At 42.8% G+C, this 23918-nt stretch carries 19 protein-coding genes and 1 pseudogene; 10 read left to right on the top strand and 10 right to left on the bottom strand.

Going from position 1 to position 23918, the window contains the following annotated elements; all coding sequences use genetic code 11:
• Nucleotides 1-2: 2 nt before the first annotated feature.
• The 3 genes from RMZ42_RS13820 to RMZ42_RS13810 all read right to left on the bottom strand — a co-directional run bounded on the left by RMZ42_RS13820 (nt 3) and on the right by RMZ42_RS13810 (nt 3080).
• Nucleotides 3-1181 carry a zinc-dependent alcohol dehydrogenase gene (locus RMZ42_RS13820; protein ID WP_322671934.1) on the bottom strand — a complete coding sequence of 393 codons (1179 nt, stop codon included), beginning with the start codon at nt 1179-1181 and terminating at the stop codon, nt 3-5.
• 123 nt (nt 1182-1304) lie between these two features.
• Nucleotides 1305-2474 (bottom strand): zinc-dependent alcohol dehydrogenase, encoded by a 1170-nt coding sequence (locus RMZ42_RS13815; RefSeq protein ID WP_322671933.1) that lies wholly within the window; start codon nt 2472-2474, stop codon nt 1305-1307.
• 93 nt (nt 2475-2567) lie between these two features.
• Nucleotides 2568-3080 (bottom strand): SRPBCC family protein, encoded by a 513-nt coding sequence (locus RMZ42_RS13810; protein ID WP_322671932.1) that lies wholly within the window; start codon nt 3078-3080, stop codon nt 2568-2570.
• Between the two features lie 433 nt (nt 3081-3513).
• Between RMZ42_RS13810 and RMZ42_RS13805 the strand changes: the two are divergent.
• The 3 genes and pseudogenes from RMZ42_RS13805 to RMZ42_RS13795 form a co-directional block, all read left to right on the top strand.
• Nucleotides 3514-3660, top strand: a pseudogene (locus tag RMZ42_RS13805) (ISAzo13-like element transposase-related protein); the annotation flags it as partial.
• Entirely contained in the window at nt 3612-4148 is a 537-nt protein-coding gene (locus RMZ42_RS13800; RefSeq protein WP_322671931.1) for an SDR family oxidoreductase, read from the top strand. The pseudogene RMZ42_RS13805 and the gene RMZ42_RS13800, both read left to right, overlap by 49 nt.
• Before the next feature lie 232 nt (nt 4149-4380).
• Nucleotides 4381-5733 carry an NAD(P)/FAD-dependent oxidoreductase gene (locus RMZ42_RS13795; protein WP_322671930.1) on the top strand — a complete coding sequence of 451 codons (1353 nt, stop codon included), beginning with the start codon at nt 4381-4383 and terminating at the stop codon, nt 5731-5733.
• A gap of 213 nt (nt 5734-5946) precedes the next feature.
• Here the strand turns inward: RMZ42_RS13795 and RMZ42_RS13790 are convergent, their stop codons facing one another.
• Nucleotides 5947-8385: a single-stranded-DNA-specific exonuclease RecJ gene (locus RMZ42_RS13790; protein WP_322671929.1), complete on the bottom strand. Its 2439-nt coding sequence runs from the start codon at nt 8383-8385 to the stop codon at nt 5947-5949.
• A gap of 327 nt (nt 8386-8712) precedes the next feature.
• On the opposite strand from RMZ42_RS13790, the gene RMZ42_RS13785 reads away from it, so the two are divergent.
• Nucleotides 8713-9153, top strand: coding sequence for a thermonuclease family protein (locus tag RMZ42_RS13785; protein ID WP_322671928.1), 441 nt, complete (start codon nt 8713-8715; stop codon nt 9151-9153).
• Nucleotides 9154-9528: 375 nt separating this feature from the next.
• On the opposite strand, the gene RMZ42_RS13780 is transcribed toward RMZ42_RS13785, so the two are convergent.
• Entirely contained in the window at nt 9529-10572 is a 1044-nt protein-coding gene (locus tag RMZ42_RS13780) for a low specificity L-threonine aldolase (protein ID WP_322671927.1), read from the bottom strand.
• Nucleotides 10573-11252: 680 nt separating this feature from the next.
• On the opposite strand from RMZ42_RS13780, the gene RMZ42_RS13775 reads away from it, so the two are divergent.
• Both RMZ42_RS13775 and RMZ42_RS13770 read left to right on the top strand, forming a co-directional pair.
• Nucleotides 11253-12035, top strand: coding sequence for an ABC transporter ATP-binding protein (locus tag RMZ42_RS13775; protein WP_322671926.1), 783 nt, complete (start codon nt 11253-11255; stop codon nt 12033-12035).
• Nucleotides 12036-12129: 94 nt separating this feature from the next.
• Nucleotides 12130-13644 (top strand): MlaD family protein, encoded by a 1515-nt coding sequence (locus RMZ42_RS13770; protein ID WP_322671925.1) that lies wholly within the window; start codon nt 12130-12132, stop codon nt 13642-13644.
• A 369-nt stretch (nt 13645-14013) separates the two neighbouring features.
• On the opposite strand, the gene RMZ42_RS13765 is transcribed toward RMZ42_RS13770, so the two are convergent.
• From RMZ42_RS13765 to RMZ42_RS13755, 3 genes are all read right to left on the bottom strand, one after another.
• Nucleotides 14014-14976, bottom strand: a complete 963-nt coding sequence (locus RMZ42_RS13765; protein WP_322671924.1) for a hypothetical protein — start codon at nt 14974-14976, stop codon at nt 14014-14016.
• A gap of 648 nt (nt 14977-15624) precedes the next feature.
• A complete protein-coding gene (locus RMZ42_RS13760) occupies nt 15625-15765 on the bottom strand; it encodes a hypothetical protein (protein ID WP_322671923.1) in 141 nt (46 codons plus the stop codon).
• 24 nt (nt 15766-15789) lie between these two features.
• On the bottom strand, nt 15790-16086 hold the full coding sequence (locus RMZ42_RS13755) for a DUF3288 family protein (RefSeq protein ID WP_094353136.1): 297 nt from the start codon (nt 16084-16086) through the stop codon (nt 15790-15792).
• A gap of 307 nt (nt 16087-16393) precedes the next feature.
• Here RMZ42_RS13755 and RMZ42_RS13750 point away from each other — a divergent pair, with 307 nt between their 5' ends.
• A complete protein-coding gene (locus RMZ42_RS13750; protein WP_322671962.1) occupies nt 16394-18847 on the top strand; it encodes an ATP-dependent Clp protease ATP-binding subunit in 2454 nt (817 codons plus the stop codon).
• 334 nt (nt 18848-19181) lie between these two features.
• Here RMZ42_RS13750 and RMZ42_RS13745 read toward each other — a convergent pair whose 3' ends face one another.
• Entirely contained in the window at nt 19182-20687 is a 1506-nt protein-coding gene (locus RMZ42_RS13745; protein WP_322671922.1) for a DUF3131 domain-containing protein, read from the bottom strand.
• A 149-nt stretch (nt 20688-20836) separates the two neighbouring features.
• Between RMZ42_RS13745 and RMZ42_RS13740 the strand changes: the two genes are divergently transcribed.
• Nucleotides 20837-21412 carry a TIGR04376 family protein gene (locus RMZ42_RS13740; RefSeq protein ID WP_322671921.1) on the top strand — a complete coding sequence of 192 codons (576 nt, stop codon included), beginning with the start codon at nt 20837-20839 and terminating at the stop codon, nt 21410-21412.
• A 3-nt stretch (nt 21413-21415) separates the two neighbouring features.
• Here the strand turns inward: RMZ42_RS13740 and RMZ42_RS13735 are convergent, their stop codons facing one another.
• Entirely contained in the window at nt 21416-21556 is a 141-nt protein-coding gene (locus RMZ42_RS13735) for a hypothetical protein (protein ID WP_322671920.1), read from the bottom strand.
• A 382-nt stretch (nt 21557-21938) separates the two neighbouring features.
• Here RMZ42_RS13735 and RMZ42_RS13730 point away from each other — a divergent pair, with 382 nt between their 5' ends.
• Both RMZ42_RS13730 and RMZ42_RS13725 read left to right on the top strand, forming a co-directional pair.
• A complete protein-coding gene (locus RMZ42_RS13730) occupies nt 21939-22280 on the top strand; it encodes a hypothetical protein (RefSeq protein ID WP_322671919.1) in 342 nt (113 codons plus the stop codon).
• Nucleotides 22281-22312: 32 nt separating this feature from the next.
• A partial coding sequence (locus RMZ42_RS13725) for a HEAT repeat domain-containing protein (RefSeq protein WP_322671918.1) occupies nt 22313-23918 on the top strand: 1606 nt, incomplete at its 3' end.

The raw sequence follows: 23918 nt of genomic DNA, 5'->3' as shown, positions 1-23918 counted from the left end.
TTTTAGGCAGCCTGACCTGGCTTGAGTACGATCTTGATACAGTTGTCCTTCTTGTGCTTGAAAATTTCGTAGCCGTGGGGTGCTTGCTCTAGCGGCAGACGATGGGTGATTACAAAAGATGGGTCGATATCGCCATTTTGGACGCGCTCAAGTAGCGGGCGCAGGTAACGATGAACGTGCGTTTGTCCGCTTTTAAACGTCAAAGCTTTGTTCATGGCAGCACCCATCGGTATCTTGTCTACAAAGCCGCCGTAAACACCAGGAATTGAAACAGTGCCACCTTTGCGACAGGCAACAATCACTTGCCTTAGGGCAGTGGGTCGGTCGGTTTCCATACGCACGGCTTGCTTTACCTGGTCGTAAAACGCATCAGGGCCCGTACCGTGGGCTTCCATTCCCACAGCATCCATGCAAGCATCGGGACCGCGCCCACCGGTCATATCTTTGAGGGCTTCACCAACATCAACTTCCTCATAGTTAAGGACTTCTGCCTTGCCGTATGAAGCCATCTGTAGGCGTTCGGGAACTCGATCAATAGCAATGACGCGCTCGGCACCTAGCATATATGCACTTCTAATGGCAAACTGTCCGACTGGACCGCAGCCCCAGATCGCTACAGTATCTCCTGGCTGGATATCGCAGTTTTCCGCTGCCATGTAGCCAGTGGGGAAGATATCCGTCAGAAACAGGACTTGTTCGTCTGCTAGTCCATCCGGAATCTTGAATAAACCGACATCGGCAAAGGGAACGCGGGCATATTCAGCTTGACCTCCAGCATAGCCACCCATCATATGGGAGTAGCCGAAAAGACCAGATGGAGAATAACCCATCAGTTTTTCCGGTATCCAAGCGTTAGGGTTGGAGTTATCGCACAACGACCATAAATCCTTTTTGCAGAAGAAACACGAGCCACAGGAAATGGTAAAGGGGACGACAACGCGATCGCCTATCTTCACATTCTTGACGGCACTACCTAGCTCGACGACCTCCCCCATAAATTCATGACCCAGGATATCGCCCTTTTCCATCGTGGGGATGTAACCATCATAAAGATGTAAATCAGAACCGCAAATCGCCGTTGACGTGATTTTAACAATCGCATCACGCGGATTGATGATTTTTGGATCGGGTACTGTATCAACTTGTACATCGTTAGCGCCGTGCCAGCAAACTGCTCTCATTGAGTTGTTCTCCTTTTTTATTTCGCACATTAGCCAGAGGCGAAGCGTTAGACGCAAAGGGTAAGAGATGACAAGCTTCTTTAGCGTCTTTGCACCTTGCCGCACCCCAAAATTTGCTTGAAATCAGGGTTTGAGTAAGACTTTGACGCAGTTGTCTTGTTTGTGTTTGAAAAGCTCAAAGCCGCGTGGTGCGTCTTCTAGACTGAGGCGATGTGAGAATACAGCAGATGGATCGACTTCGCCTTCGATGACGTGACCCAGCAACCGAGGCATATACTTTTGACCGTGCATTTGTCCCGTTTTGAGCGTCAAGGCTTTGTTCATGAAAGCGCCCATCGGCATCTTGTCCACGAAGCCAGCATAAACGCCCATGACCGACAGAGTGCCACCCTTGCGACAAGCCAGAATCATTTGCCGTAACACATGAGGGCGATCAGTTTCCAGCCGTACTGCCTGCTTCGCTTCATCGTAGAATCCTTCCAGCCCGATCCCATGAGCTTCCATGCCACAGGCATCAATGCAAGCATCGGGACCGCGCCCGCCTGTCATTTCTTTCAGGGCTTCGCCCGCATCGACTTCCTCATAATTGATCGTTTCCGCTTTCGCGAAGTCCTTAGCCAGTTGCAAGCGGTAGGGAAAGCGATCGATGCCAATCACGCGCTCGGCACCGAGTAGATAGGCACTGACCATAGCGAACTGTCCGACTGGGCCACAACCCCAGACTGCTACGGTGTCTCCAGGCTGAATATTACATAAATCTGCTCCCATGTAGCCCGTGGGAAAGGCATCGGTGATCGGCAGCAGTTTTTCATCGGGAATGTCTTGGGGAAGTTTAAGCGCGCCGAAATCAGCGAACGGCACGCGAACATATTCTGCATCGCCACCGGCATAGCCACCGAATAAATGGGAATAGCCATAAATTCCCGACGTACCAAAGCCAAACACCTTCTCCTGCATCCAAGCGTTGGGGTTGGAGTTATCGCATAGTGACCATAAATCTCGTTGGCAGAAGAAACACGAGCCGCAGCCGACCATAGAAGAGACAGCCACGCGATCGCCCTTTTGCAATTTCTTGACTTCGCTACCAATTTCAACAACTTCCCCCATAAACTCGTGACCAAGAATGTCACCCGGTTGCATCGTCGGAATGTAGCCATCGTAGAGGTGCAAGTCAGAACCACAAATGGTTGTTGATGTCACTTTAAGGATGGCATCGCGCGGGTTGAGAATTTTTGGATCGGGAACTGTTTCGACCCGCACATCATTAGCACCATGCCAGCAAGCTGCTTTCATAGTCATTAGTCCTTAGATCATTGGTTATTAGTCGTTAGTCTTCTCATTAGTCCTTAGTCATTTGTCGTTAGCTAATAAACAAAGGACAAGTAACTATTTCCCTCTTGGTTGTCCCTCTGTGGTGGCAATCTCGCCTGCTTCCATCATCATTTTTAAGCGGCGTAAATCATCTCCGATTTGCTGTTCTGGGTCTTCGCCAAATAATTTAGCGATGTCTGCGACGGGCTTCGCCAACGCAGCCCCAATCGCACCCCCAGGCGGGGTAAATTCTCGGACTGTTTTTACCTCAGTGCCACGATTCCCAGGTGCTGGCTTGAAGTGGACGCGACCAGAGGTTTCAATTGCTGCGCCTTCAACCGAAGTCCAGGCAATCAATTCGTTTTCTCGGTCTTCGGTAATGACTACATCCCACTCAACGCTTTCATTTAAGAATCCTTTGCTAATCCAGTGCGATCGCTTCTCGTCGTATAGCCTCACCTCTTTGAGATGCTTGATAAAGCGTGGCAAGTTATCAAAGTTACGCCAAAAGCGATAAAGTTCCTCTACTGGTTTGTTAATGGTTAAAGTCTTTTCAACGTTGATCCGTTGGTTCATGACTGTACTCATGACCATTACCTCTTGTGGTTGGTATATGTGTTTTAATTATCAAACTTGGGACAAATTGATTTGTCTTAACTCTTCTATTGCTTAGAGTTTTAGTTAAAAAAAAATTACTTTTACTCTTCCAATAGTCTTAGTTTTTCAATAAATTAATACTTCAAAAGTAGTAATTGGCATTTACAATATTTGTATACAAAAACACTTAGTTAATTTACAAAACAGTTGCGTTTTCAGAAGCAGAAATGGTGTTAGGGACTTCCAGAAAATAAAATATATAGATAATAAAAATGATAATCATTGTTAGGGGGGTGGGAGAGGCTGCCGTTGGCAGCCTCTCCCACCCCAAGTTGTAGTAAATTGAATGATGATTCGATTTTGGGATGTTTGAGGTGTCAATACAATAAACAGATTCATTGAAAAAGTTATTGAAGGAAACGCGCCTTATGGTATCTTTCTTCCAGAGCTTGACGAGCTATTTTTGTATTTCACAGAATCCAAAGTAACTAGCGATTTTATCGTTGACATTTTAGTGGATTTTTGGAAATCAGAAAGCTGGCGATTTTCGGAAATAAAAACTTTAGTTTTGATGATATTGATTTGGCAACTTGGGAAACTTCGATCGACTTGACTTTGTTGAGTGCGGTACGTCTGGTAAAATACGCTTTACCTCACTTACGCCAATCTACCGCACCAGCAATTTTGACCATCACCTCAACCTCAACTAAACAACCAGCCGAAAATCTGGTTTTATCTAATTCCATTCGATTAGCAGTGATTGGTTTAACGAAAACTCTCAGCCAAGAACTGGGTAGCGATAAAATTCGCGTCAACAGTATTCTACCAGGCTGGACATATACAGAACGGGTAGAAGAATTGCTCAATGCCCGCATTGCTAAAAGTCGTGAAACGAAAGAAGCAGAAATTGCTAGAATCAATGGGACAGTCCCTTTGGGTCGTATCGGAACACCAGAAGAGTTTGCCAATGTTGCGGTATTTCTGAGTTCACCAGCAGCCTCATTTGTGAACGGAGTCATGCTACAGGTAGATGGCGGAATTATTCAAAGCACATTTTGAGCGGCTCGATCAACCCCACCCCCAACCCCTCCCCGCAAGCGGGGAGGGGTTGGGGGTGGGGTGCGATGACTGTGGGAATCATAACTAAATTAGCCGGACTTGATATAAAAACTAACTTTGACTACTTTCATCATTTTTTCAATTGTTCTAAATAGACAGCAACCACTATCATAATGCTGTTACATCTTTGTTAAGAATAGTTACAACTTCTTAACACAAGGAAATATTTCTTATGGAAGTCTCACTTGAAAAGAATGCACCACATCGGGTTGTTATTGTTGGTGGCGGCTTTGGTGGACTGTATACAGCAAAAGCTTTGAAGAAAGCAAATGTAAATGTTACTCTCATTGATAAACGTAACTTTCACCTATTTCAGCCGCTTTTATATCAAGTTGCCACAGGTACGCTATCACCTGCTGATATTTCTGCACCATTGCGATCTGTATTCAGCAAAAGCAAGAATACAAAAGTGTTGTTGGGAAAGGTAAATGATATCGATCCAAAAGCACAACAAGTTATTTTGGGTGATGAAGTAGTACCTTATGACACATTGATTGTCGCCACAGGTGTTAACCATTCCTATTTTGGTAAAGATAACTGGAAAGAATTTGCTCCTGGCTTGAAAACTGTTGAAGATGCTATAGAAATGCGTCGCCAGATATTTTCGGCATTTGAAGCGGCAGAAAAAGAAACCGATCCAGAAAAACGCCGTGCTTTGTTGACTTTTGTGATTGTGGGGGGCGGGCCCACAGGTGTAGAATTATCCGGCGCGATCGCAGAATTAGCATACCAAACTCTCACAGAAGATTTCCGCAGCATCAATACTTCAGAAGCGAGAATTGTACTATTGCAAGGTGGCGCTCGCATCCTCCCACACATTTCACCAGAATTATCGAAAGTAGCAGCAGAATCTTTGCAAAAGTTGGGTGTGGCTGTCTACACCAACACCAGAGTGACAAATATTGAAGGTAACATCGTTACTTTCAAGCGAGGCGATGAATTGACAGAAATTACCTCAAAAACTATCTTGTGGGCAGCAGGTGTTCAAGGTTCGCCTATGGGGAAAGCCCTAGCAAAAAGTACAGGTGTAGAGTGCGATCGCGACGGACGTGTGATTGTAGAACCGGACTTGTCTATCAAGGGTTATAACAACATTTTTGTAGTGGGAGATTTAGGCAACTTTTCCCATCAAAATGGTAAACCCTTACCTGGTGTTGCACCTGTAGCCAAACAACAAGGAGAGTATGTAGCTAAACTCATTAAACGCAGGTTGCAAGGTGAGACTTTGCCACAATTTCGTTACAATGACGTGGGTACTTTGGCGATGATTGGGCAAAATTTAGCTGTTGTAGATTTAGGCTTAGTCAAACTCAAAGGTTTCATTGCTTGGCTCTTTTGGCTAGTAATTCACATCTACTTCTTAATCGAGTTTGACACTAAAGTAGTAGTAGCAATTCAGTGGGGATGGAATTATATTACTCGTAATCGCCGCTCTAGATTGATTACAGGTCGAGAAAGTTTTGTAGAAACAAAAACTGTTAACAGTAACAATAGGTTGCAACAGCCTTCTGGTACACCTCTGTAACTTCAGGGATGACACCCGATAGGACTCATATAGTGTCCTGCTGAAGACTTATCATTTAGACCGCAGGGGAGCAGGGGGGCATACTTCGACTCCGCTCAGTAACCGGGGCAGGGGAGCAGCACTTCTCTACGAGAGGCTTCGCCAACGGCTACGCTCAGTGACCGAGGAGCAGAGGGAAAGAGGCTGTGTAGCGAACGCTATAAACCCTTTAAATTATTTACTGTCATAGCTGGCGATCGCCACAATCGTAGATAAAGGAACTTCCGCAAAATACTGTTGCTGAAATTGTTCTTCTCGAACAGCAGCTAAAAATCGTGCAACTGCTTCCTCAGCAAGGTTTTCGGCACTATCGTTTGGATTCCAACTAATTTGTAAAGAACGGTCTTGTCGTTGAACTGTGAACCCTAAGTATTTTAAAGTTTTGATGCCGACAAGTAAGGTTTGATCGCTGATGCCAATTTTCTCTAAAAGTTGTCTGCGGGTAACTAGTTGATTTGTGCGACTGAGATATTTGGCAATTCCGACAAGAGTCAGCCAAATTTGATTGGGTGGTTGATGCTTAGGTTTAGACCAAGCGATCGCTAATTGTTGCTGATTCTCAAGCCCAGACGTAGAGCGGCTGATTGCCAAACATCGCCGCAACCACATACGTAAATCATCCCAATTCGTGGGACAATCTTCAATAATTAGTCCTGAATGTTGAGTTGCTGAGTGTTCCTGATTCCGTAAGTCTAGGATGAAGGGTGTTAGCGATAGCTGAGTGTTGAGTGCTGAGTTAGCAGAAGAACGCACGGCAATCAATCTGATTTCATAACGTTTTTTGAAGGTGTTGTAGTCTAGTTCTGCTATGCAATCACATCTTCCTATAGGCAATTCATCTTTGTAGTGTCCCCACCATAAACCAGGAAAAGCATTTCTGGTAGAGTCATCCCGAATATCAAACTCAGCTTTAATGTACTGTACCTTTTTCCCCTGCCAATCCTGCTGATTGCGATGCCAAGAATTTTCAAACCAGCAGTTTTGAATTAGCAATTTCGGAACAGGATTACCCATTCCACAAGGTTCTAACAGTTTCAGTTCCAAAAATAACTCTTTCCCCAAGTCGGCTACTGTTACCGTCAAGTCTGCTTGCACGGTTGGCGTTAGAGTTGTACTACCTAAAGATTGCCGCAACTGCTGATTAATCGCTGCTGTAAATAAAGGAATATTCTCCACCAACAAACTCAAACCAGCTGCAAAGGGATGTCCCCCAAAGCGATGTAACAAATGTGCTTGCTCTTTCACCAGCTGGTATAAATCGACAGAATTCACCGAACGAGCGGAACCACGAGCTAAGATGAGTTCTGAGTTCTGAGTTCTGAGTTCTGAGTTAGAAGATAAAGAAGTAATTTCTCCCCCTGCTTCCCCTGCTCCCCTGCTCCCCTGCTCCCCTGCTTCCCCTGCCCCTTCCGTACTCAACAAAATCGTCGGGCGTCCAGTTTCTTGTGCTACCTGTCCCGCAACTAAGCCCAATACACCCGCAGGCCATTGGGCATCTTCTAAGACAATGACGCTGGTGGTTGATAAGTCTAATTGAGTAAGTTTTTGCGCTACTTGTGCCTGCACATCTTTTTGTAAAGATTTGCGGCGGGCGTTGGCGAGTTCTGTAACTTCGGCTAGTTCGTTACAACGTTTGACATCCCGACTAGTTAATAATTCCACGCAAAAACTGGCATCACCTTGGATGCGACTAACGGCGTTAATTCTCGGCCCCAAACCAAAAGAAATATCTGTGGGGCGATCGCCACTTTTCTGGCACAATTCTAATAATCTTCCCACCCCTGGCCGCCGTCGCGCTGCTGCTGGCTGTTTAAAATCTTCTTGCAGTCGTTGAATTCCCATCTGTGCCAAGTAGCGGCAATCTCCACTTAATTGCACTAAGTCAGCAATTAATCCAACTGCAACTAAATCTAATAAATCCTCTAACGGATATTTAGCAACATTGGGCAGACTTTGATATAGCGCTTCCACCAACTTATAAGCTACCGCCACCCCAGAAAGATTAAATAACTGATGTTCCTTTGGAAAATAACGGGGATTGATAATCGCTGCGACGGGTGGGCGTTCGGCTGGTAAAGTGTGATGGTCTGTAACTATTACATCTATACCTAGCTGTTTGGCATAGATAATTTCTTCAATGTTTGTGCTACCTGTATCGCAAGTAACTATTAATTTGCAACCTTCTTTTGCTAAGTTATCAATCCCTTGATTATTAAGTCCGTGGGATTCTTTCAGACGATTGGGAATGTAGTAAACTAACTGAGTATTTTGAGCAAAAAACTGCCCCAATCCATCCCAAAGTACCGATGTAGAGGTAATGCCATCAGCATCGAAATCTCCCCAAATGGCAATTTTTTCTTTAGTATTATATGCTTGTCGCAACCGTGCGATCGCCAGATGCATTTCTTGCCCAAACTCGAAGGGACTTGCTGGTTGATAAGCTTTATAGTTGATAAAAGCTGTTAATTGTTGACGATCTTTAATACCCCGTTGCCACAACAACTGCGCTGCATACAGTCCACTTGAGGCAGGTGTATACTGTTTCACTGCTTGGATAAACCACTCTGGTGGTTGTTCAGTTGCTGTTATAGTCCACTGCTGTTGTTCTGGCATACAAACAAAATTAGGATTTAGAAGTTAAAACTCTTCAAATACAATGATAATTTGTAAATCTGTGGAGTTGACTTTGAAAAGAGTCAATGCTCATAATGGGGAACTGTTAATCTCTTCTAACCTCTTGACCGAAACTACTGTGAGTGTTCAATTAACTGTGGTCATTAAATGAAGTTTTGATTGATATAAACGTCAGTTTTTAGCAATCATAATATTTATTAACTTTGCTTTTAATTTTATTTTTATTTGCAACTTGTGAGCTAAATCACACTAGTAACCTAAGCACCGAAATAAAATTCTATTTGTGCATAAAATATTATATATAAAATGATGGAATTACTGCAACTAATGTTGGTGCTAGGTACAGTAGTTGGTGTTACAGACGGAAACACTATTTTGGTTAAAGATAATGCAGGACAAACAACTATAGTCAAGTTAGCGTGTATTAATGCACCAGAGGCAACTGACAAGCGCTATGGTTTAGCAGCAACACAAAGGCTAAAACAGCTATTACCACTTCAAACTCCTGTTGTGATTAGAACCACAGAACAACTTAAAAGTGCTCGTCCAGCAGGTGAAGTGTTTGTAGATAATCGGTCAGTAAATCTTCTTCTCGTAGAGTCAGGTAATGCCGTCGTTGATCAAGAATCTTTACAAAATTGCTATGAGAGCAAAACCCAATTTTTAATTGCAGAAGCTAATGCTAAGAATAAGCATTTAGGCTTGTGGCAACAATCAAAATTGCAGTTGAAGTTATATACCAAGTAAGCGCTAACACTATCAGTTATAATCAACTGAAACAATTTGCAATTTTAGGATAATACAGTTGAAAATGAGCAATAAAACCCTCATTTCAAGACGCGATTTATCGCGTCTTGAAAGACCAATTATTTACACCAATGACCCTTAACTGAATCGTATTAAATTTTAGGATTACTGTACTTATTTCATTGTTTGAGATTTTCCATATTTAATTTTTGTCAATAAGTAATATTATGTCTGCTTGATTACTTATAAGACATATTTCAAAAGTAAATTTTGCAACATATTGGGGAAACGTTAAAGGGTAAGGGGAAAATTAATTCTATCCCTTTCCCCTTTACCCCCGCCCCTTATCCCCAGAGGGGGCCCCACCTTCCCCTTTTAGCCATTTCTTGTTGCGTTTTTAATATCACCAATCAACTCATCAATCCTTGATTGAGTAGTGTTCCAAGAACACATAAAACGTACTCCTCCCACACCAATAAATGTATAAAACTGCCAGTTTTTGGCTTTTAAACTGTGAATGACTTCTTCAGGTAATTTTACAAATACAGCGTTGGCTTGTCTAGGAAACATCAAGTCAACACCTTCTATGTTTAATAGTTGATTTTCTAAGTATTCAGCACATTGATTGGCATGTCTAGCATTTTTTAGCCAAGCACCAGTTTCTAATAAACCCAACCAAGGAGCCGAAATAAATCGCATTTTTGAAGCTAGCTGGCCTGCTTGCTTGCATCGATAATCAAAATCTTCTGCTAGCGCTTTATTGAAGAAAAGAATAGCTTCACCTAATGCCATTCCATTCTTGGTACCACAAAAACACAACACATCCACTCCAGTTTTCCAAGTAATTTCAGCAGGACTTTTATTCATAGCGGCAACTGCATTGGCAAAACGAGCGCCATCCATGTGAAGTTTTAAGTTATATTTGTTTGCAACTTCTTTAATACTTAAAAGTTCTTCAATAGAATATAAAGTCCCTAATTCAGTTGATTGTGTAATGCTAATAACTTTAGGTTTGGGATAATGAATGTCAGTACGTTTGGTGACAATTGACTCTATAGACTCTGATGTTAATTTGCCATTCTTACCGTGAGCAAGTAACAATTTAGAACCATTAGATGCAAATTCCGGTGCGCCACATTCATCTGTTTCTATGTGAGATGTCTCATGGCAAATGACGCTATGATATGACTGACAAAGAGCAGCTAAAGATAAAGAATTTGCGGCTGTACCGTTAAAGGTAAAAAATACTTCACAATCAATTTCAAAGAGATCCCGAAAATAATCTGTTGCTTTTTGAGTCCATTCATCATTTCCATAAGCTGGAACACTACCTTGATTTGCCCTAATCATATATTCCAGTGCTTCAGGACAAATACCAGAGGAATTATCACTTGCAAACTGTTCTAATTGGCTACTCATAATTTTTATTTTGATTTTTAACTAATTGTTACAATTTTAGTAAATAATTTTTGACTTTGCCAAATCCATTGGTGAGTAACACTATTAATCTTTCCAATTATTTAATAATTCTGCTAAGTACAATAACTTTGGATAGCAGGAAGCTCATTTTTTGATAACCATAGTTCATAATTAATGAAAAACAAGGTTTGTGACTTATATAAAAAATAGCAAGTCTGAACCTTTTGATTTTCACAACTTAAATTTGATTTTTATATTTTGTATCAACCTGAATCGTTATAAAGTTAAGCAGGATATTAATAATATCTAAATGACTTTGCTGATGTCTACAGAAAACTGAAATCTTTTTTTCACATCACTGAGATGTTTAATTACTACGGTGTCTTCCTCAGCCTTGCATTGAGGGTATTTTGAGACGATAAACATCGTCAGTAACTAAATATTATGCTAAAAAAATAAAGTTGACTCTAATCAGAATGCTAATTATGTACTTATAATACACTATACAATGTCCTACCAATCACCATCAAATCACTATTGGGCATATTTGTCCTTTGTTAGTTCTCAGTAGTCATTTGTTTATTTTCTACTGACTAATGACCAACGATCGATGACCAATACTTCGGCTTACCTCGGCTCCGCTCGGCACGAGTCGCTCAGTACAAGTGACTAAATAACTAATGACTGAACCATTGATTGAACTGAAAGGTGTTTCTAAGTCCTTTGGTAGCCATAAAGTTCTAGATAATGTAGACTTGACCATTTACCGGGGAGAAGCACTGGGTATTATTGGGCCATCAGGGACTGGGAAATCAACTATCTTACGAGTAATAGCGGGGTTACTTAGTCCTGATGAAGGAGAAATTTATGTGCAAGGAGTGCGGCGAGAGGGTTTGATTGAGGATGGCGGCCAGCAAATTGGCATTGGTATGGTGTTTCAGCAGGCGGCGCTATTCGATTCGCTGACAGTGGAAGAGAATGTGGGATTTTTACTTTATCAAAATTCAAAGCTGCGGCGATCGCGCATCCGAGATTTGGTAAACGAAAAATTGGAGATGGTAGGTTTGCCAGAAATAGGCGACCTCTACCCAGCCGAACTTTCCGGGGGAATGCGCAAACGGGTAAGTTTTGCCCGTGCGATTATGTCTAACCCTGATAATCCCAATGAAGGGCCAGAAGTTCTACTATACGACGAACCAACAGCTGGACTCGATCCCATTGCCTCGACAGTCATCGAAGATTTAATCCGTTACTTGCAATGTTTACATGGAGTTTGTAGTACTTATGCTGTTGTTACCCACCAAGACAGCACTATCCGTCGTACATCTGATAGACTTATATTTCTCTATGAAGGTAAAGTGCAGTGGCAAGGTACAGTTAGTGAAATATACAACACAGAAGATCCCTTGATCAGACAATTTATCAGTGGAAGTGTTCAAGGCCCGATTAAAGTCGCCGGCTAGAAACTTAAAAGCCAGGAGTAAAAAGTTAAATTTAACTACTAACTCCTAACTTTTAACTCCTAATTGGTTATTGGTTGTTGGTGGAGGCAAAAAAATGCGAGGTCTTATGACAAGTCGCTTCGCGTCTGGGCGAACATTTAGAGAAGGTTCTGTGGGGTTATTACTCCTGCTAGGACTAGGGGTATTTGGATTACTCTTTCTGTGGTTAAATAGATTCACTGCTGCTGGCCGTTCATACAAAATTATTGTAGAATTTGCCAACGCTGGCGGAATGCAAAAGGGAGCAGCAGTTCGCTATCGTGGCGTTAAGGTAGGAACTATTTCCCAGGTTCGACCAGGGGCAAATGCTATTGATGTAGTGATTGAAATTGCCCAAACTGACTTAATTATTCCCCGTAATGTAGTGGTGGAAGCTAATCAAAGCGGATTAATTAGCGAAAGTATTATTGACATTACACCAAGAACAACCTTACCTCCTGGGGCTGTACTTGCTAAACCCCTAGATAAAAGTTGTGATACCAGTCTCATAGTCTGTAATGGCTCTCGGTTAAAAGGTCAGGTTGGCATTAGTGTTGATGCACTAATTCGCAGTTCAACTGAGCTAGCTGGTGCATACAACGATCCAAAATTTTATAGAAATGTCAATAGGGTTCTAGAAACTACCACAGGCGCAGCATCCAGTTTTACTGAGCTAAGTCAGGATTTACAAGGTTTGACCAAAAGCTTACAACTACAACTTAATACCTTTTCTGCTACGGCTAATTCAGTGCAACGGGCGACAAACCAACTTAATGCATCCGCAAATCAAACAGTAAATAAATTCGGTGCAACTGCAACTCAAGCAAATCGATTGCTGAACAACCTGGATAATTTGGTGACAACAAATCGGTCAACACTGGTTGGTGCGTTGAACAATATCACCGAAACCAGCAACCAATTGCGTGTTACAGTCAGTAGCTTATCACCAGCTGTCAATCGATTGACTCAAGGACAATTACTCAACAATTTAGAAACGCTCTCAGCAAATGCCGCCCAAGCCTCTGCTAATTTACGTGATGCTTCTAAAGGCTTAAACGATCCCAAGAATGCGGTGTTGCTGCAACAAACTTTAGATTCAGCACGAGTAACCTTTGAAAATACCCAAAAAATTACATCTGATTTAGATGAATTGACAGGCGATCCCAATTTCCGTAAAAATCTGCGGCAATTGGTGAATGGTTTAAGTGGTTTAGTATCTTCTACACAACAGATGCAGCAACAAGTGCAAGTTGCTACTACTCTAGATTCGGTAAAAGCTGCTGTGAGCAAACCAAAGAATCTAATTCCTACCCCAGCACCAACCCAACAGGCTATGTTTAATGACAAGTCGCTACCAGTCTACGAAAATAATCCTTCAGCGGCTAATTTTGCAAGTACCGATACCGACCTTCAATCAACTCCTAGTCCGTCTATCCCGAACTCATCCCAAGAAAACCTTTTGAAGCAGCTACGGGAGTACGGCAAGCAACGAGAGCAACTGGAGACGGGGAAAGAGGCAATACAGGTTGACCCTTCGGCTTCGCTCACTGCTGACCCTGAGCAAAGCCAAACTGTTGAAAATTTTAAGTAAGATATTTTACTGTCAGGTGAATATATTGAAGCTCATCGACACCACTCGCCATAACCTTGAAAACCGTATAATTTTGTTGATTGGTGTCGATTCTTTGCACAGTAGAGTTTTCAGGCTGCAAAACCCATTGCTTATTGATACAGCAGATTTCAAGTTGGTGACCTACACAAGCTAAATCTGTTACCCAGATATAAAGCGTGTTTTACTCCAATACGCTTGGGTTAAGGGTTATTGGTGTCGAATTCTGGACTGTATTGTGTTTTACTCCTGAATTCTGTTAGCAGTAGCGGGGCGTTTAGCCCATTCTGAATTCTGCTGTATCTTCCAAAACTTAAATAAGTTTGCTCCCTTTCATGACAGCAGCCGCTTTTAAGAGCGAATTAACATTGGGTCATAAATTTGAGACTCTTGAACCCCATAATTGCACAGAATAGACCTAGCTATATCTTGCTCGCGCTCTGTGCCACTAACGATAAGTATGTAATTGCCTTGCTCTATTTGCTCATTATAAAAGCGTGCCCACTCATCTGCTATTCCTAACCTCATAGCGTCAAAGCGTTCACTTAAATTAATGCCTATTGGCACAACCAATTGAGAAAAGTCTTTACAAATTAAGGAAATCTGGTTTACTGAAAAACCTGCGATACACATATCCTTAATTGCCGCTTCAGCATTATCTATGCTATTAAAGCAACTAACGCTATACTTAGACATCATCCCAATTTTACTAGGAATGGCAGTAGCAGAAGTCGTTGTGGTCAGAGAATTTGTAGTTTCATATTCACTGTTGAGATGCTCGTAAATGCCAAACTCTTCAATACCCCAACGCTGTAGTATTTCTTGTACTTTAGCAATTTCAAAAGATGTACAATCCACAATTATTAAATAGTGTCCCTCCTCTACTCGCTCGTTATATGCTCTAGCTTGCTCTGACGACATTCCCCAACCAACTAATGCACCAGCAAAAGTCCCAGTGGCAGCACCAATACTTGCGCCAACAAGGGTTGTAACCAAAGCAGTTGCCGCTGCCCCAGCCAGCATTATTGGGCCAATTCCAGGGATTGCTAAAGTCCCAAGACCCACTAATAAACCAGTTAACCCACCAACAGCGCCTCCTGAAAGCCCTCCTACTGTTGCACCTTCGTCAGCTTTATCACCAGTGTCCTCTTTAACTTTATTATCGGCAATCTCATGATTGCGATCTGAATTTTGTACAAGTATAGATACTTTCTCCATTGCCAAGCCAGAAGCTCTCAACTCATGTATTGCCTGTTCTGCATCTATCCGATGAGTAAATACGCCTACAGCACGTTGATATTGACTTAAAACCATAATTACTCCTTGGTCGCAGGGGAAAGATTAATCGCTGACAAAGTTGATTCTTCAGTACTTGTTATATTAAATACGAGTTGGTTCAACTCAAAACTATCCTTAGTAATAAAATACATTCCTCGCTTATGAGGTAGGCAATAACACCTTCAACGGTGCAAGTCAAAAAATGAATACACCAAGATGGAAAGACCCTTAACTGATGCGAAATTATTATTAGTGAGTGACACGGCAATACGGTTCGGATAAGCATTTTTCACTTTCCCTTTGGTCTGGGGAATGGGTTTGCGGGTAAAGGGGAAAGGATGTATTCAAAACCTTTCCCCTTTACCCTTTCACCTTTAACCGAACTGTATTGAGTGACACAGGACAGCCTCAACTACATGTGTATATCCAACGCAGACATAACTAGATTTCCCTGTGTTGATATCTTAAATTCTCACAGCTTGGTCATGGGATGCAAATTAAGTCTTTGAAATTATGCTTCCGTCCTGACTGTGGTTTTCCCTATAAAAAGTCCAGGAATTCTGTGTGATTTGATGGGCAACCTATTTAACAAAACCTTCCTAAAGGCTGACTGTCCTTTATTTATAGTTTGTCCGTAGGCAGAAGAGATCGATACATAGAATAAGTAATATTCATTATGTATAGCTAAAAGGCTTGTGTAGATTTCATCCTACCTAGTTCAAGCAGTATTTTTTTATATTGAGGAAGCGATCGCCAGAATCGATTTTGCCTAAACTCATCTGGTTCTGGAAACGAGATAGCGATCGCAAAATTCCCAATGCCCAATTCCCAATGCCCAATTCCCCATAACTAATTCCAATCCTGTTCGTCTTTCTTGCCACGGCTTTTGTAAATTCCCCCCAAATCGTGAATTTGACGAGTTTTCTCAAAAAGCTCGGCTTCGGTTAAACCCCACTGCTGCAAGACTTTATCTAGGTCTTTTTGAATGTCTCTCGCCCCTGGAAACCCTTGATAACGCATTCGCAGCCTAGCCAATTCTGCTAAGTTATAGTCTGTTGCCTCTTGAGCGAGTAAAATATCAATAAGGGGGCGATCGCGGTTATAAAGTGGATGTTGTTGGTCTTTCCCAGCCGTTGCTTCAGTCATTGTCAGTCCTGAGTTTAGAGTGCTAAGTCCTGAATTTTAAGTTTAGCTGACAGTGGAAAACAGAACAGACAAAAGAAAATTGTCAAATACCGAAAGTTTAACTGTCAACTTTGCAACTTCTGACTTTCCCCGTACTACACTCAGCACTCCTACTAGACGGCAAGTACACCTGATGTCTTACGGCTCTCACCACTGCCACTTAACTTTAAATAAAGTTACATTGTTCTTAAGAAAATACAAAAAACTTTAGATGAGGGTGAATTTTATCTCACCCAAAGTCCAAGCAGCGAGGGAGCAAGAACCCATTATGTTTGAACACTTCACTTCCGAAGCCATTAGAGTAATTATGTTAGCTCAGGAGGAAGCCCGTCGCCTGGGACACAACTTTGTAGGAACAGAACAAATTCTCCTGGGTTTGATGGGAGAAGGAACTGGGGTTGCTGCTAAAGTGCTAGCTGAATTAGGCGTTACCCTCAAAGATGCACGTCGCGAGGTAGAAAAAATTATTGGTAGGGGTTCTGGCTTTGTACCACCAGAAATTCCTTTTACTCCTAAAGTAAAAAGCCTCTTCGAGCAATCGTTTAAAGAAGCTCATAGTTTGGGACAGAATTACATCAATACTGAACACTTACTCTTAGGATTAACCGAGGCTGGTGAAGGTGTCGCCGCCAAAGTATTACAAAATCTAGGGGTTGACTTCAAGAGTGTCCGCACTGCCATAGTTCGCCGTTTGGGTGAAAATGCACCAGCTTTTGCTGGTAGTGGTAATCAGAAGCGCACCCAACCGCTAACAATGGAAGAGTTTGGCAGAAATTTGACCAAATTAGCCCAAGAAGGCAGACTTGACCCCGTAGTTGGTCGCCAGAAAGAAATTGAGCGGGCGATCCAAATTCTCGGTCGCCGCACCAAGAATAACCCAGTGTTGATTGGGGAACCAGGAGTTGGTAAAACTGCGATCGCAGAAGGTCTAGCTCAACGTATTATCAATCAGGATGTTCCTGAAAGCTTACAAGACAAGCAAGTTATCAGCCTCGATATGGGGTCATTGGTAGCTGGAACTCGCTTCCGTGGCGATTTTGAAGAACGCATCAAAAAAGTTGTGGAAGAAGTCCGCACTGTGGGCAATATCATCCTGGTGATTGACGAAATTCACACCTTGGTTGGCGCTGGTGGTACAGAAGGTGGCTTGGATGCAGCCAACATCCTTAAACCTGCCTTAGCACGAGGAGAACTCCAGTGCATCGGCGCAACTACCCTCGATGAGTATCGGAAGCATATTGAGCGCGATGCCGCCCTAGAGCGTCGTTTCCAACCGATTCAGGTCGGGGAACCATCGGTAGAGGAAACCGTACAAATTCTCTACGGCTTGCGCGGTGCTTATGAACAACACCACAAAGTCACAATTTTGGATTCAGCACTTGTGGCCGCCGCAGAATTATCAGACCGCTATATTAGCGATCGCTTCTTGCCAGATAAGGCAATAGACTTGATTGATGAAGCTGGTTCTCGCGTTCGTTTGCGGAACTCCCAAAGTTCTCCCAATAAAGAACTTAAGCGCGAACTCGCTGGCGTTACCAAAGAGAAAGAAGCAGCAGTCAGAGTCCAAGATTTTGACAAAGCTACACAACTGCGCGACCAAGAGTTAAAACTCGCAGAACAACTGCAAGCAACCTTTACAGCAAACGAGCAACCTGTCAACTCGACTGTAGTTGACGAAGAAGACATTGCCCAAATCGTTGCCTCTTGGACTGGCGTACCAGTCAACAAACTCACTGAATCTGAGTCAGAGTTGCTCTTGCATTTAGAAGATACTCTGCATCAGCGGCTCATCGGACAAGAGCAAGCAGTCACGGCTGTAGCTCGCGGTATCCGTCGCGCCCGCGTTGGTTTGAAAAATCCCAATCGTCCCATTGCGAGCTTTATCTTCTCTGGCCCGACTGGCGTTGGGAAAACAGAATTGGCGAAAGCACTAGCTTCCTACTTCTTCGGTGCGGAAGACTCGATGATTCGGCTAGATATGTCCGAATACATGGAAAGTCACACCGTCGCCAAGCTAATTGGTTCGCCTCCTGGTTATGTAGGATACGACGAAGGCGGACAGCTTACAGAAGCTGTGCGGCGGAAACCTTACACAGTGCTGCTATTCGACGAAATCGAAAAAGCACACCCCGATGTATTCAATATGCTGCTGCAACTCTTGGATGACGGTCATCTTACCGATGCCAAAGGTCGGAAAGTGGACTTCAAGAACACGCTGATCATTTTGACTTCTAACATCGGTTCCAAGGTGATTGAAAAAGGCGGTAGTGGTTTAGGCTTTGACTTCGACACTCAAGCCGACGCTAGTTATAACCGCATCCGCACCTTGGTAAATGAGGAATTGAAAGCTTACTTCCGTCCTGAGTTCCTGAACCGTCTTGATGAGATTATCGTCTTCACCCAGCTTTCCAAGGATGAAGTTAAGCAAATCGCCGAAATTATGCTTCGCGATGTTGCTAGCCGCTTGACAGAAAAGGGAATTATCCTAGAAGTTAGCGATCGCTTCAAAGAGCTTGTGGTACAAGAAGGTTATAACCCCAGCTACGGTGCTAGGCCATTACGTCGGGCAATTATGCGCCTCTTAGAAGATTCTCTCGCCGAAGCAATGCTATCTGGTGAAATTACAGATGGAGACACAGCCCTGATTGATGTTGATGATGACTCTCAAGTGAGAGTACAAAAATCAGAAAAACGAGAATTGCTCTTGGCAAATGTTGGCTAATTTTATACCCGATCGCTTTTTACTGTAATATTTGAGAAACACTCCAGCCTCTTGCGTAGAGCAGAGGCACAAACAGGGTCATCTCAGACAAACATCAAGTGAAATGGTATTATTTCTCACCCCTAGTAGAAATGCTAGGGGTTTTTTTCTGCGATTTATTTTGAGTGGGCAATACCCGTCTCCCACTGTAGCAAATAGAGGATTGAGGAGGAGTATGCTCGCGGACATGAAATAAGTTATACCAATTTAAAAAAAGAATGCGACAGATACATATTCCCAAACCTTTGTTCTGTCTACCTTTCCTAATTTTGAATGCGTGAATTTTGAATTGGTATTACGGTCTTTTTATAGTCTTCTCGGTTGACTTATAACTCCTGACTCCTGCCCAAACAGTAAGTGGCTGCCCAACTTGCTTATACAGTAAGCTTTCCAGAATTACACCATTATTGTTAGCAGTGAGAGTTTTATTCGGCTGACGCAGAGACTCATAAAAGCCGTTGTACCAGCCATCTTGAGACTTAAGATTGCCTTGAACAAAATCAAATAACTGACGGGTATAAGCAGTGTTATAAAGCACATGCCAGCCGATCGCAGCTTTCGCACTGAGGAATCGCAAATTGTTGTGCTGTTCTCTGGTATCCGCGATCGTTGCCCAAGGTTCTCCGTTGACAAATAGGCTGCTGTAAACAAAGTATGGCGCGCGATCTAAGTTATCTTCGGTGACGGCGGTTAATTGTTTTGTCGCTTCATAACGCGCGGCTTGGGCAGCTAAAATCCGATCGGCATAAGCTTTAGGCAAAGCTTGAAACCCAGTTTCGATGCCATCCAAGATATAGGGTTCGCTAAGAACGTAGTTATTGGCTCCAGAGTTTTTATAGTCTCGTTTGTCGTAAGGAATTCCCTGTCCGTAAAGATCGACAAAGGCAGTATGGGACTGATAATCTAAAGCTTTATTAACATTCAAGCCCCAAAGCTTCAAACCATAAGCAGCATAATTCTCATAGCCCAAGCGACCTTCTTGATTGTATTGTTCTTTGCCTTTGATGACAGCAGTACCATACATTTGGCCATTTGTCGTCAGACGCTTGACTTGCCAGTGTTTCCAAACTGCTGCTGTTTGCGATCGCATTTCTGGATACTTTGCCTCGACAATCTTCAGCCAGATTGCCATTCTTCCTAAATCGATGGCTGACCAGCCAATTTCTTCCCGTTTATCTAGTTGACCATAATTAACAGGTACGAGAGTTTTCGCATTGTAAACCTTGTTGGGTAGTTCTCCTTTATACAAAGGCATTGACGCCAGTGTATTCAACATTTTGCTCATTTTGGCTTCAAATTCAGCCGCAGGCACGATATTGAGTTCTTTAGCACTGACTAAAGCTGCGATCGCTGCTGTCTGATCCCACATACTTATTGAGGCAAAGCCATCAACGGAATTGATCAAGCCGGTTTCATCGTTCCAGTTGCGCTGGAAGTATGACCAAGCTTGACGCGCCGTTGTCATTTCTTCTGGGGTTAATTTTCCAACTCCAGGAGCAACGTATGGAATTATGGCTACTGTTAATTGATTCTTAGGAATCGGTTGACCTGGCAAAACTACGGATTTAGCATCAAGGCTGGCAACTATTTCAGCATCTTTGACACCAAAGACAGAGGGTTGGGGTTTCTCTGGTTGTAAAGCAGTTGGGGATGTTGATATTTCAGGTTTTTTTATAGAAGTATTGGAAAGTTGCTTAGACCAACCATTTAAAAGTGCGATCGCGATCGCAGCGGTAACGACTCCTCCTACAGTAGCTAGTATGGACAAGCTCTTAGGTGGTGGTTGAAAATCAGAACTCATACTGATTAAAGCCTTATTTTGTAAGTCAGGGTTATTTGCGTAGTTTCACCAAATACATTCTTCCCAACTTTGAAATCTAACTAACACCCAGAAGTGCACCTGACTACTACAATAAAATAGTCACGCACCCGATCTCTGGAGTTCTAGCAGTGGGATTATTTGATGATTTGAGTCGGTTTCTAGAAAACCGTTTAGAAGAATTCTTGCGTAACAATCCACATTTGGAGTTAGAGGCGCTGCTAGAACAGCTGCGTGAGCAAGAAGAAGACACATTAAAGTTAATCGCAGATTTAAAATTACAAGAGAAGCGATCGCAAGAAGAAATTCTTTCCACCGCGCAAGAAATTCAGCGTTGGCATATCCGCATTCAAAAAGCCAAAAACGCTAATAGAGAGGATTTGGCAGCGGCGGCGGGTGAGCGAGAAGCAGCCCTGTTGCGCGAAGGAAATCAGCGCTGGGGACACATGCAAGGGCTGAAAGAACGCATTAACCAATCTCAAGAATTACTGAAAAAAATTCAGCAACGGCGACAAGAAGTGCAAGCTAAAGCTGCCGAAGCACAAACAGCCCGTGCGAAAGCGCAAACCCAGCAGCGTTCGGAAACCATTGGCTGGTCAAATCAAACTAGCAATTTTTCTAGTGGTTTTGATGACTTAGAAGAGAAGTTCCGTAGCTGGGAAACTCAGGATGAGTTAGAGCAAATGAAGCGGAATATGCAGAAGTAGCGCCTATTGGCTAAAATATGCCGAAATAACAAATGCGATCGCAAAAGTAACAAATGAGTTCGCAAAAGCAACAAATGCGATCGCCAAAGTAACAAATGCGTAGGCGTAGCCAGCCGTAGGCATCGCCAGAAATAGCTTACTCACTTGGTTTTCCGCGTCAGTTTTACCCCACCCTAACCCTCCCCTTGGAAAGGGGAGGGAACAAGATTTCTTATTTCCCCCCTTTACAAGGGGGGATTAAGGGGGGTAATAATGTGATTAAAATCACAGCCAACTACTTTTTCAACAACCTCTTAAGCTGAGTGAACACTAAAAACGAAAAATCAAAGCTTTCAGGCACATTTTACAAGAAGAATTAGGGATTTTTAGAAGAGTAGGATAAGTTCATTGCTGTTGTTCATGGGAAAAAGCAACGGTTGCAGGTAATCAGGATTATCCCGTCCTTGAATCGGTTGTAAAATTCGCGCAGCGACTGACAAAGCTAATAAGCGTGTAGTATGTATATAAACTATATATACCAAGCAATATGAGTGCAGAGTTATTAACTATTGCTGGCTCAGTAGGAAAAGCAGTATTTCCAGAAATTGTTAAGAAAATCAATAGTGCATTAAATCCTACAGACTTAGAAAAAGCTTTGAAAGCAGGCGTACAATCCGCCGAAAAGTGGGATTCTAATCAAGATTATTATAAGCATTTATTTTTTCGCTGTACGCCAAAGGATGCGAGAGAACTTGTAGAGGTTTTTTTCAAAGATACGGGAGTTCAAGAAGAATTACAGAAGCCTTTTACTGAGAAAACAACCCCAAATCTACAAGTTTTAATTAAAATATTCCACAAAATTCAATCAGAAAACGCATCAAATTATTAGCACGCAATCCTTTACTACTGACAATTATTGCTTTGATTCATCGCTATGACGCACATTTGCCTAGACAGCGACATAAACTCTATGAACAGGCAGTTGATACGCTATTGATTAACTGGGATGAAAACAAGGGCATTGAGTCTCGGAAGCTGAATTATATTCAATTGGACGATATCAAAACATTGATGCAACACCTCGCTTACTGGATTCATTCTCAAGGGGAAACTGGCGATAAAGAAGGCGGTACGCTGATTGATAGAGATGAGCTAATTACGCAATTAAGCCAATATATTCGTGAATGTAATTATCAAGTTCAAAAACATCAAGCTCAAGAGGAAGCAAAACGCTTAGTTGACCATATTACAGAACGCTGTGGTTTATTAAACGAACAAGGTCAAGATAGATATGCCTTTGTGCATAAGACATTTCAGGAATATTTGGCAGGTGAAGAAATACGCGATCGCCAATCAGGAGACTTTAACGAAGTACTAAATCACATTGGAGATTATCTACACAATTCCTACTGGCGAGAGGTGTTGTTGCTGTTAATAGCTCAACAAAATCAAAATAACTCGAAAAAAATTATTGAAGCAATTCTCCAACAAGAAACTCCTTATGAAGAATGGCTGCACCGCAATCTTTTATTTGCAGGTACTTGTTTAGCAGAAGATTTAAAATTATCTGATGGCAATTTGATCGCAGATATTTTGCAGAGATTAGTTGAGCTTGAAGTTAGCAATTCTCGCTTAGTAGGTGAGAAAGTTAAATCACAAGTTTTTCAAATTCTTTGCAATTTAAATGAAACCCAGTTTCAAGCTCAAGCACTAGAATGGTTAAAAGCATCAGCAGGTTTGATAGGTAAAGGGCGACTGCGAGAATATCGGGTAGCTTTAGGTGAACAACAGGAAGTATTGGCAGAACTGCTGGGTTTACTCAAAGATGAGAATCAGAATGTGCGTTACTCTGCTGCTTTAGCATTAGGCAACTTGGGCAAAGCCTCGCCACAGGTAGTTGAAGCACTGCTGGGTTTACTCAAAGATGAGAGTTGGCGTGTGCGTGACTTTGCTGCTTCTGCATTGGGCAAGTTGGGCAACGCCTCGCTACAGGTAGTTGAAGCACTGCTGGGTTTACTCAAAGATGAGAGTATGAATGTGTGTGTCTCTGCTGCTTCTGCATTAGGCAAGTTGGGCAACGCCTCGCCACAGGTAGTTGAAGCACTGCTGGGTTTACTCAAAGATGAGAGTGAGAGTGTGCGTAACTTTGCTGCTTATGCGTTGGGCAACTTGGGCAACGCCTCGCCACAGTTAGTTAAAGCACTGCTGGGTTTACTCAAAGATGAGAGTTGGCGTGTGCGTGACTCTGCTGCTTATGCGTTGGGCAACTTGGGCAACGCCTCGCCACAGGTAGATGAAGCACTGCTGGGTTTACTCAAAGATGAGAATCAGAATGTGCGTTACTCTGCTGCTTGTGCATTGAGCAACTTAAGCAACGCCTCGCCACAGGTAGTTGAAGCACTGCTGGGTTTTCTCAAAGATGAGAGTGTGAGTGTGCGTAACTCTGTTGCTTATGCATTGGGCAAGTTGGGCAACGCCTCGCCACAGGTAGTTGAAGCACTGCTGGGTTTACTCAAAGATGAGAGTG

This window comes from Nostoc sp. DedQUE05 (genome assembly GCF_034530955.1).
In the GTDB taxonomy this organism is placed as follows: Bacteria; Cyanobacteriota; Cyanobacteriia; order Cyanobacteriales; family Nostocaceae; genus Nostoc.
The sequence above is the reverse complement of the archived record's forward strand: the minus strand, read 5'-3'. Positions and strand labels throughout refer to the sequence as shown.

Bases quoted from the DNA above. Each gene is read 5' to 3' on its own strand.
- RMZ42_RS13820 (WP_322671934.1), bottom strand. From the start codon at position 1,181: ATGAGAGCAGTTTGCTGGCACGGCGCTAACGATGTACAAGTTGATACA.
- RMZ42_RS13815 (WP_322671933.1), bottom strand. From the start codon at position 2,474: ATGAAAGCAGCTTGCTGGCATGGTGCTAATGATGTGCGGGTCGAAACA.
- RMZ42_RS13810 (WP_322671932.1), bottom strand. From the start codon at position 3,080: ATGAGTACAGTCATGAACCAACGGATCAACGTTGAAAAGACTTTAACC.
- RMZ42_RS13795 (WP_322671930.1), top strand. From the start codon at position 4,381: ATGGAAGTCTCACTTGAAAAGAATGCACCACATCGGGTTGTTATTGTT.
- RMZ42_RS13790 (WP_322671929.1), bottom strand. From the start codon at position 8,385: ATGCCAGAACAACAGCAGTGGACTATAACAGCAACTGAACAACCACCA.
- RMZ42_RS13785 (WP_322671928.1), top strand. From the start codon at position 8,713: ATGATGGAATTACTGCAACTAATGTTGGTGCTAGGTACAGTAGTTGGT.
- RMZ42_RS13780 (WP_322671927.1), bottom strand. From the start codon at position 10,572: ATGAGTAGCCAATTAGAACAGTTTGCAAGTGATAATTCCTCTGGTATT.
- RMZ42_RS13775 (WP_322671926.1), top strand. From the start codon at position 11,253: ATGACTGAACCATTGATTGAACTGAAAGGTGTTTCTAAGTCCTTTGGT.
- RMZ42_RS13770 (WP_322671925.1), top strand. From the start codon at position 12,130: ATGCGAGGTCTTATGACAAGTCGCTTCGCGTCTGGGCGAACATTTAGA.
- RMZ42_RS13765 (WP_322671924.1), bottom strand. From the start codon at position 14,976: ATGGTTTTAAGTCAATATCAACGTGCTGTAGGCGTATTTACTCATCGG.
- RMZ42_RS13755 (WP_094353136.1), bottom strand. From the start codon at position 16,086: ATGACTGAAGCAACGGCTGGGAAAGACCAACAACATCCACTTTATAAC.
- RMZ42_RS13750 (WP_322671962.1), top strand. From the start codon at position 16,394: ATGTTTGAACACTTCACTTCCGAAGCCATTAGAGTAATTATGTTAGCT.
- RMZ42_RS13745 (WP_322671922.1), bottom strand. From the start codon at position 20,687: ATGAGTTCTGATTTTCAACCACCACCTAAGAGCTTGTCCATACTAGCT.
- RMZ42_RS13730 (WP_322671919.1), top strand. From the start codon at position 21,939: ATGAGTGCAGAGTTATTAACTATTGCTGGCTCAGTAGGAAAAGCAGTA.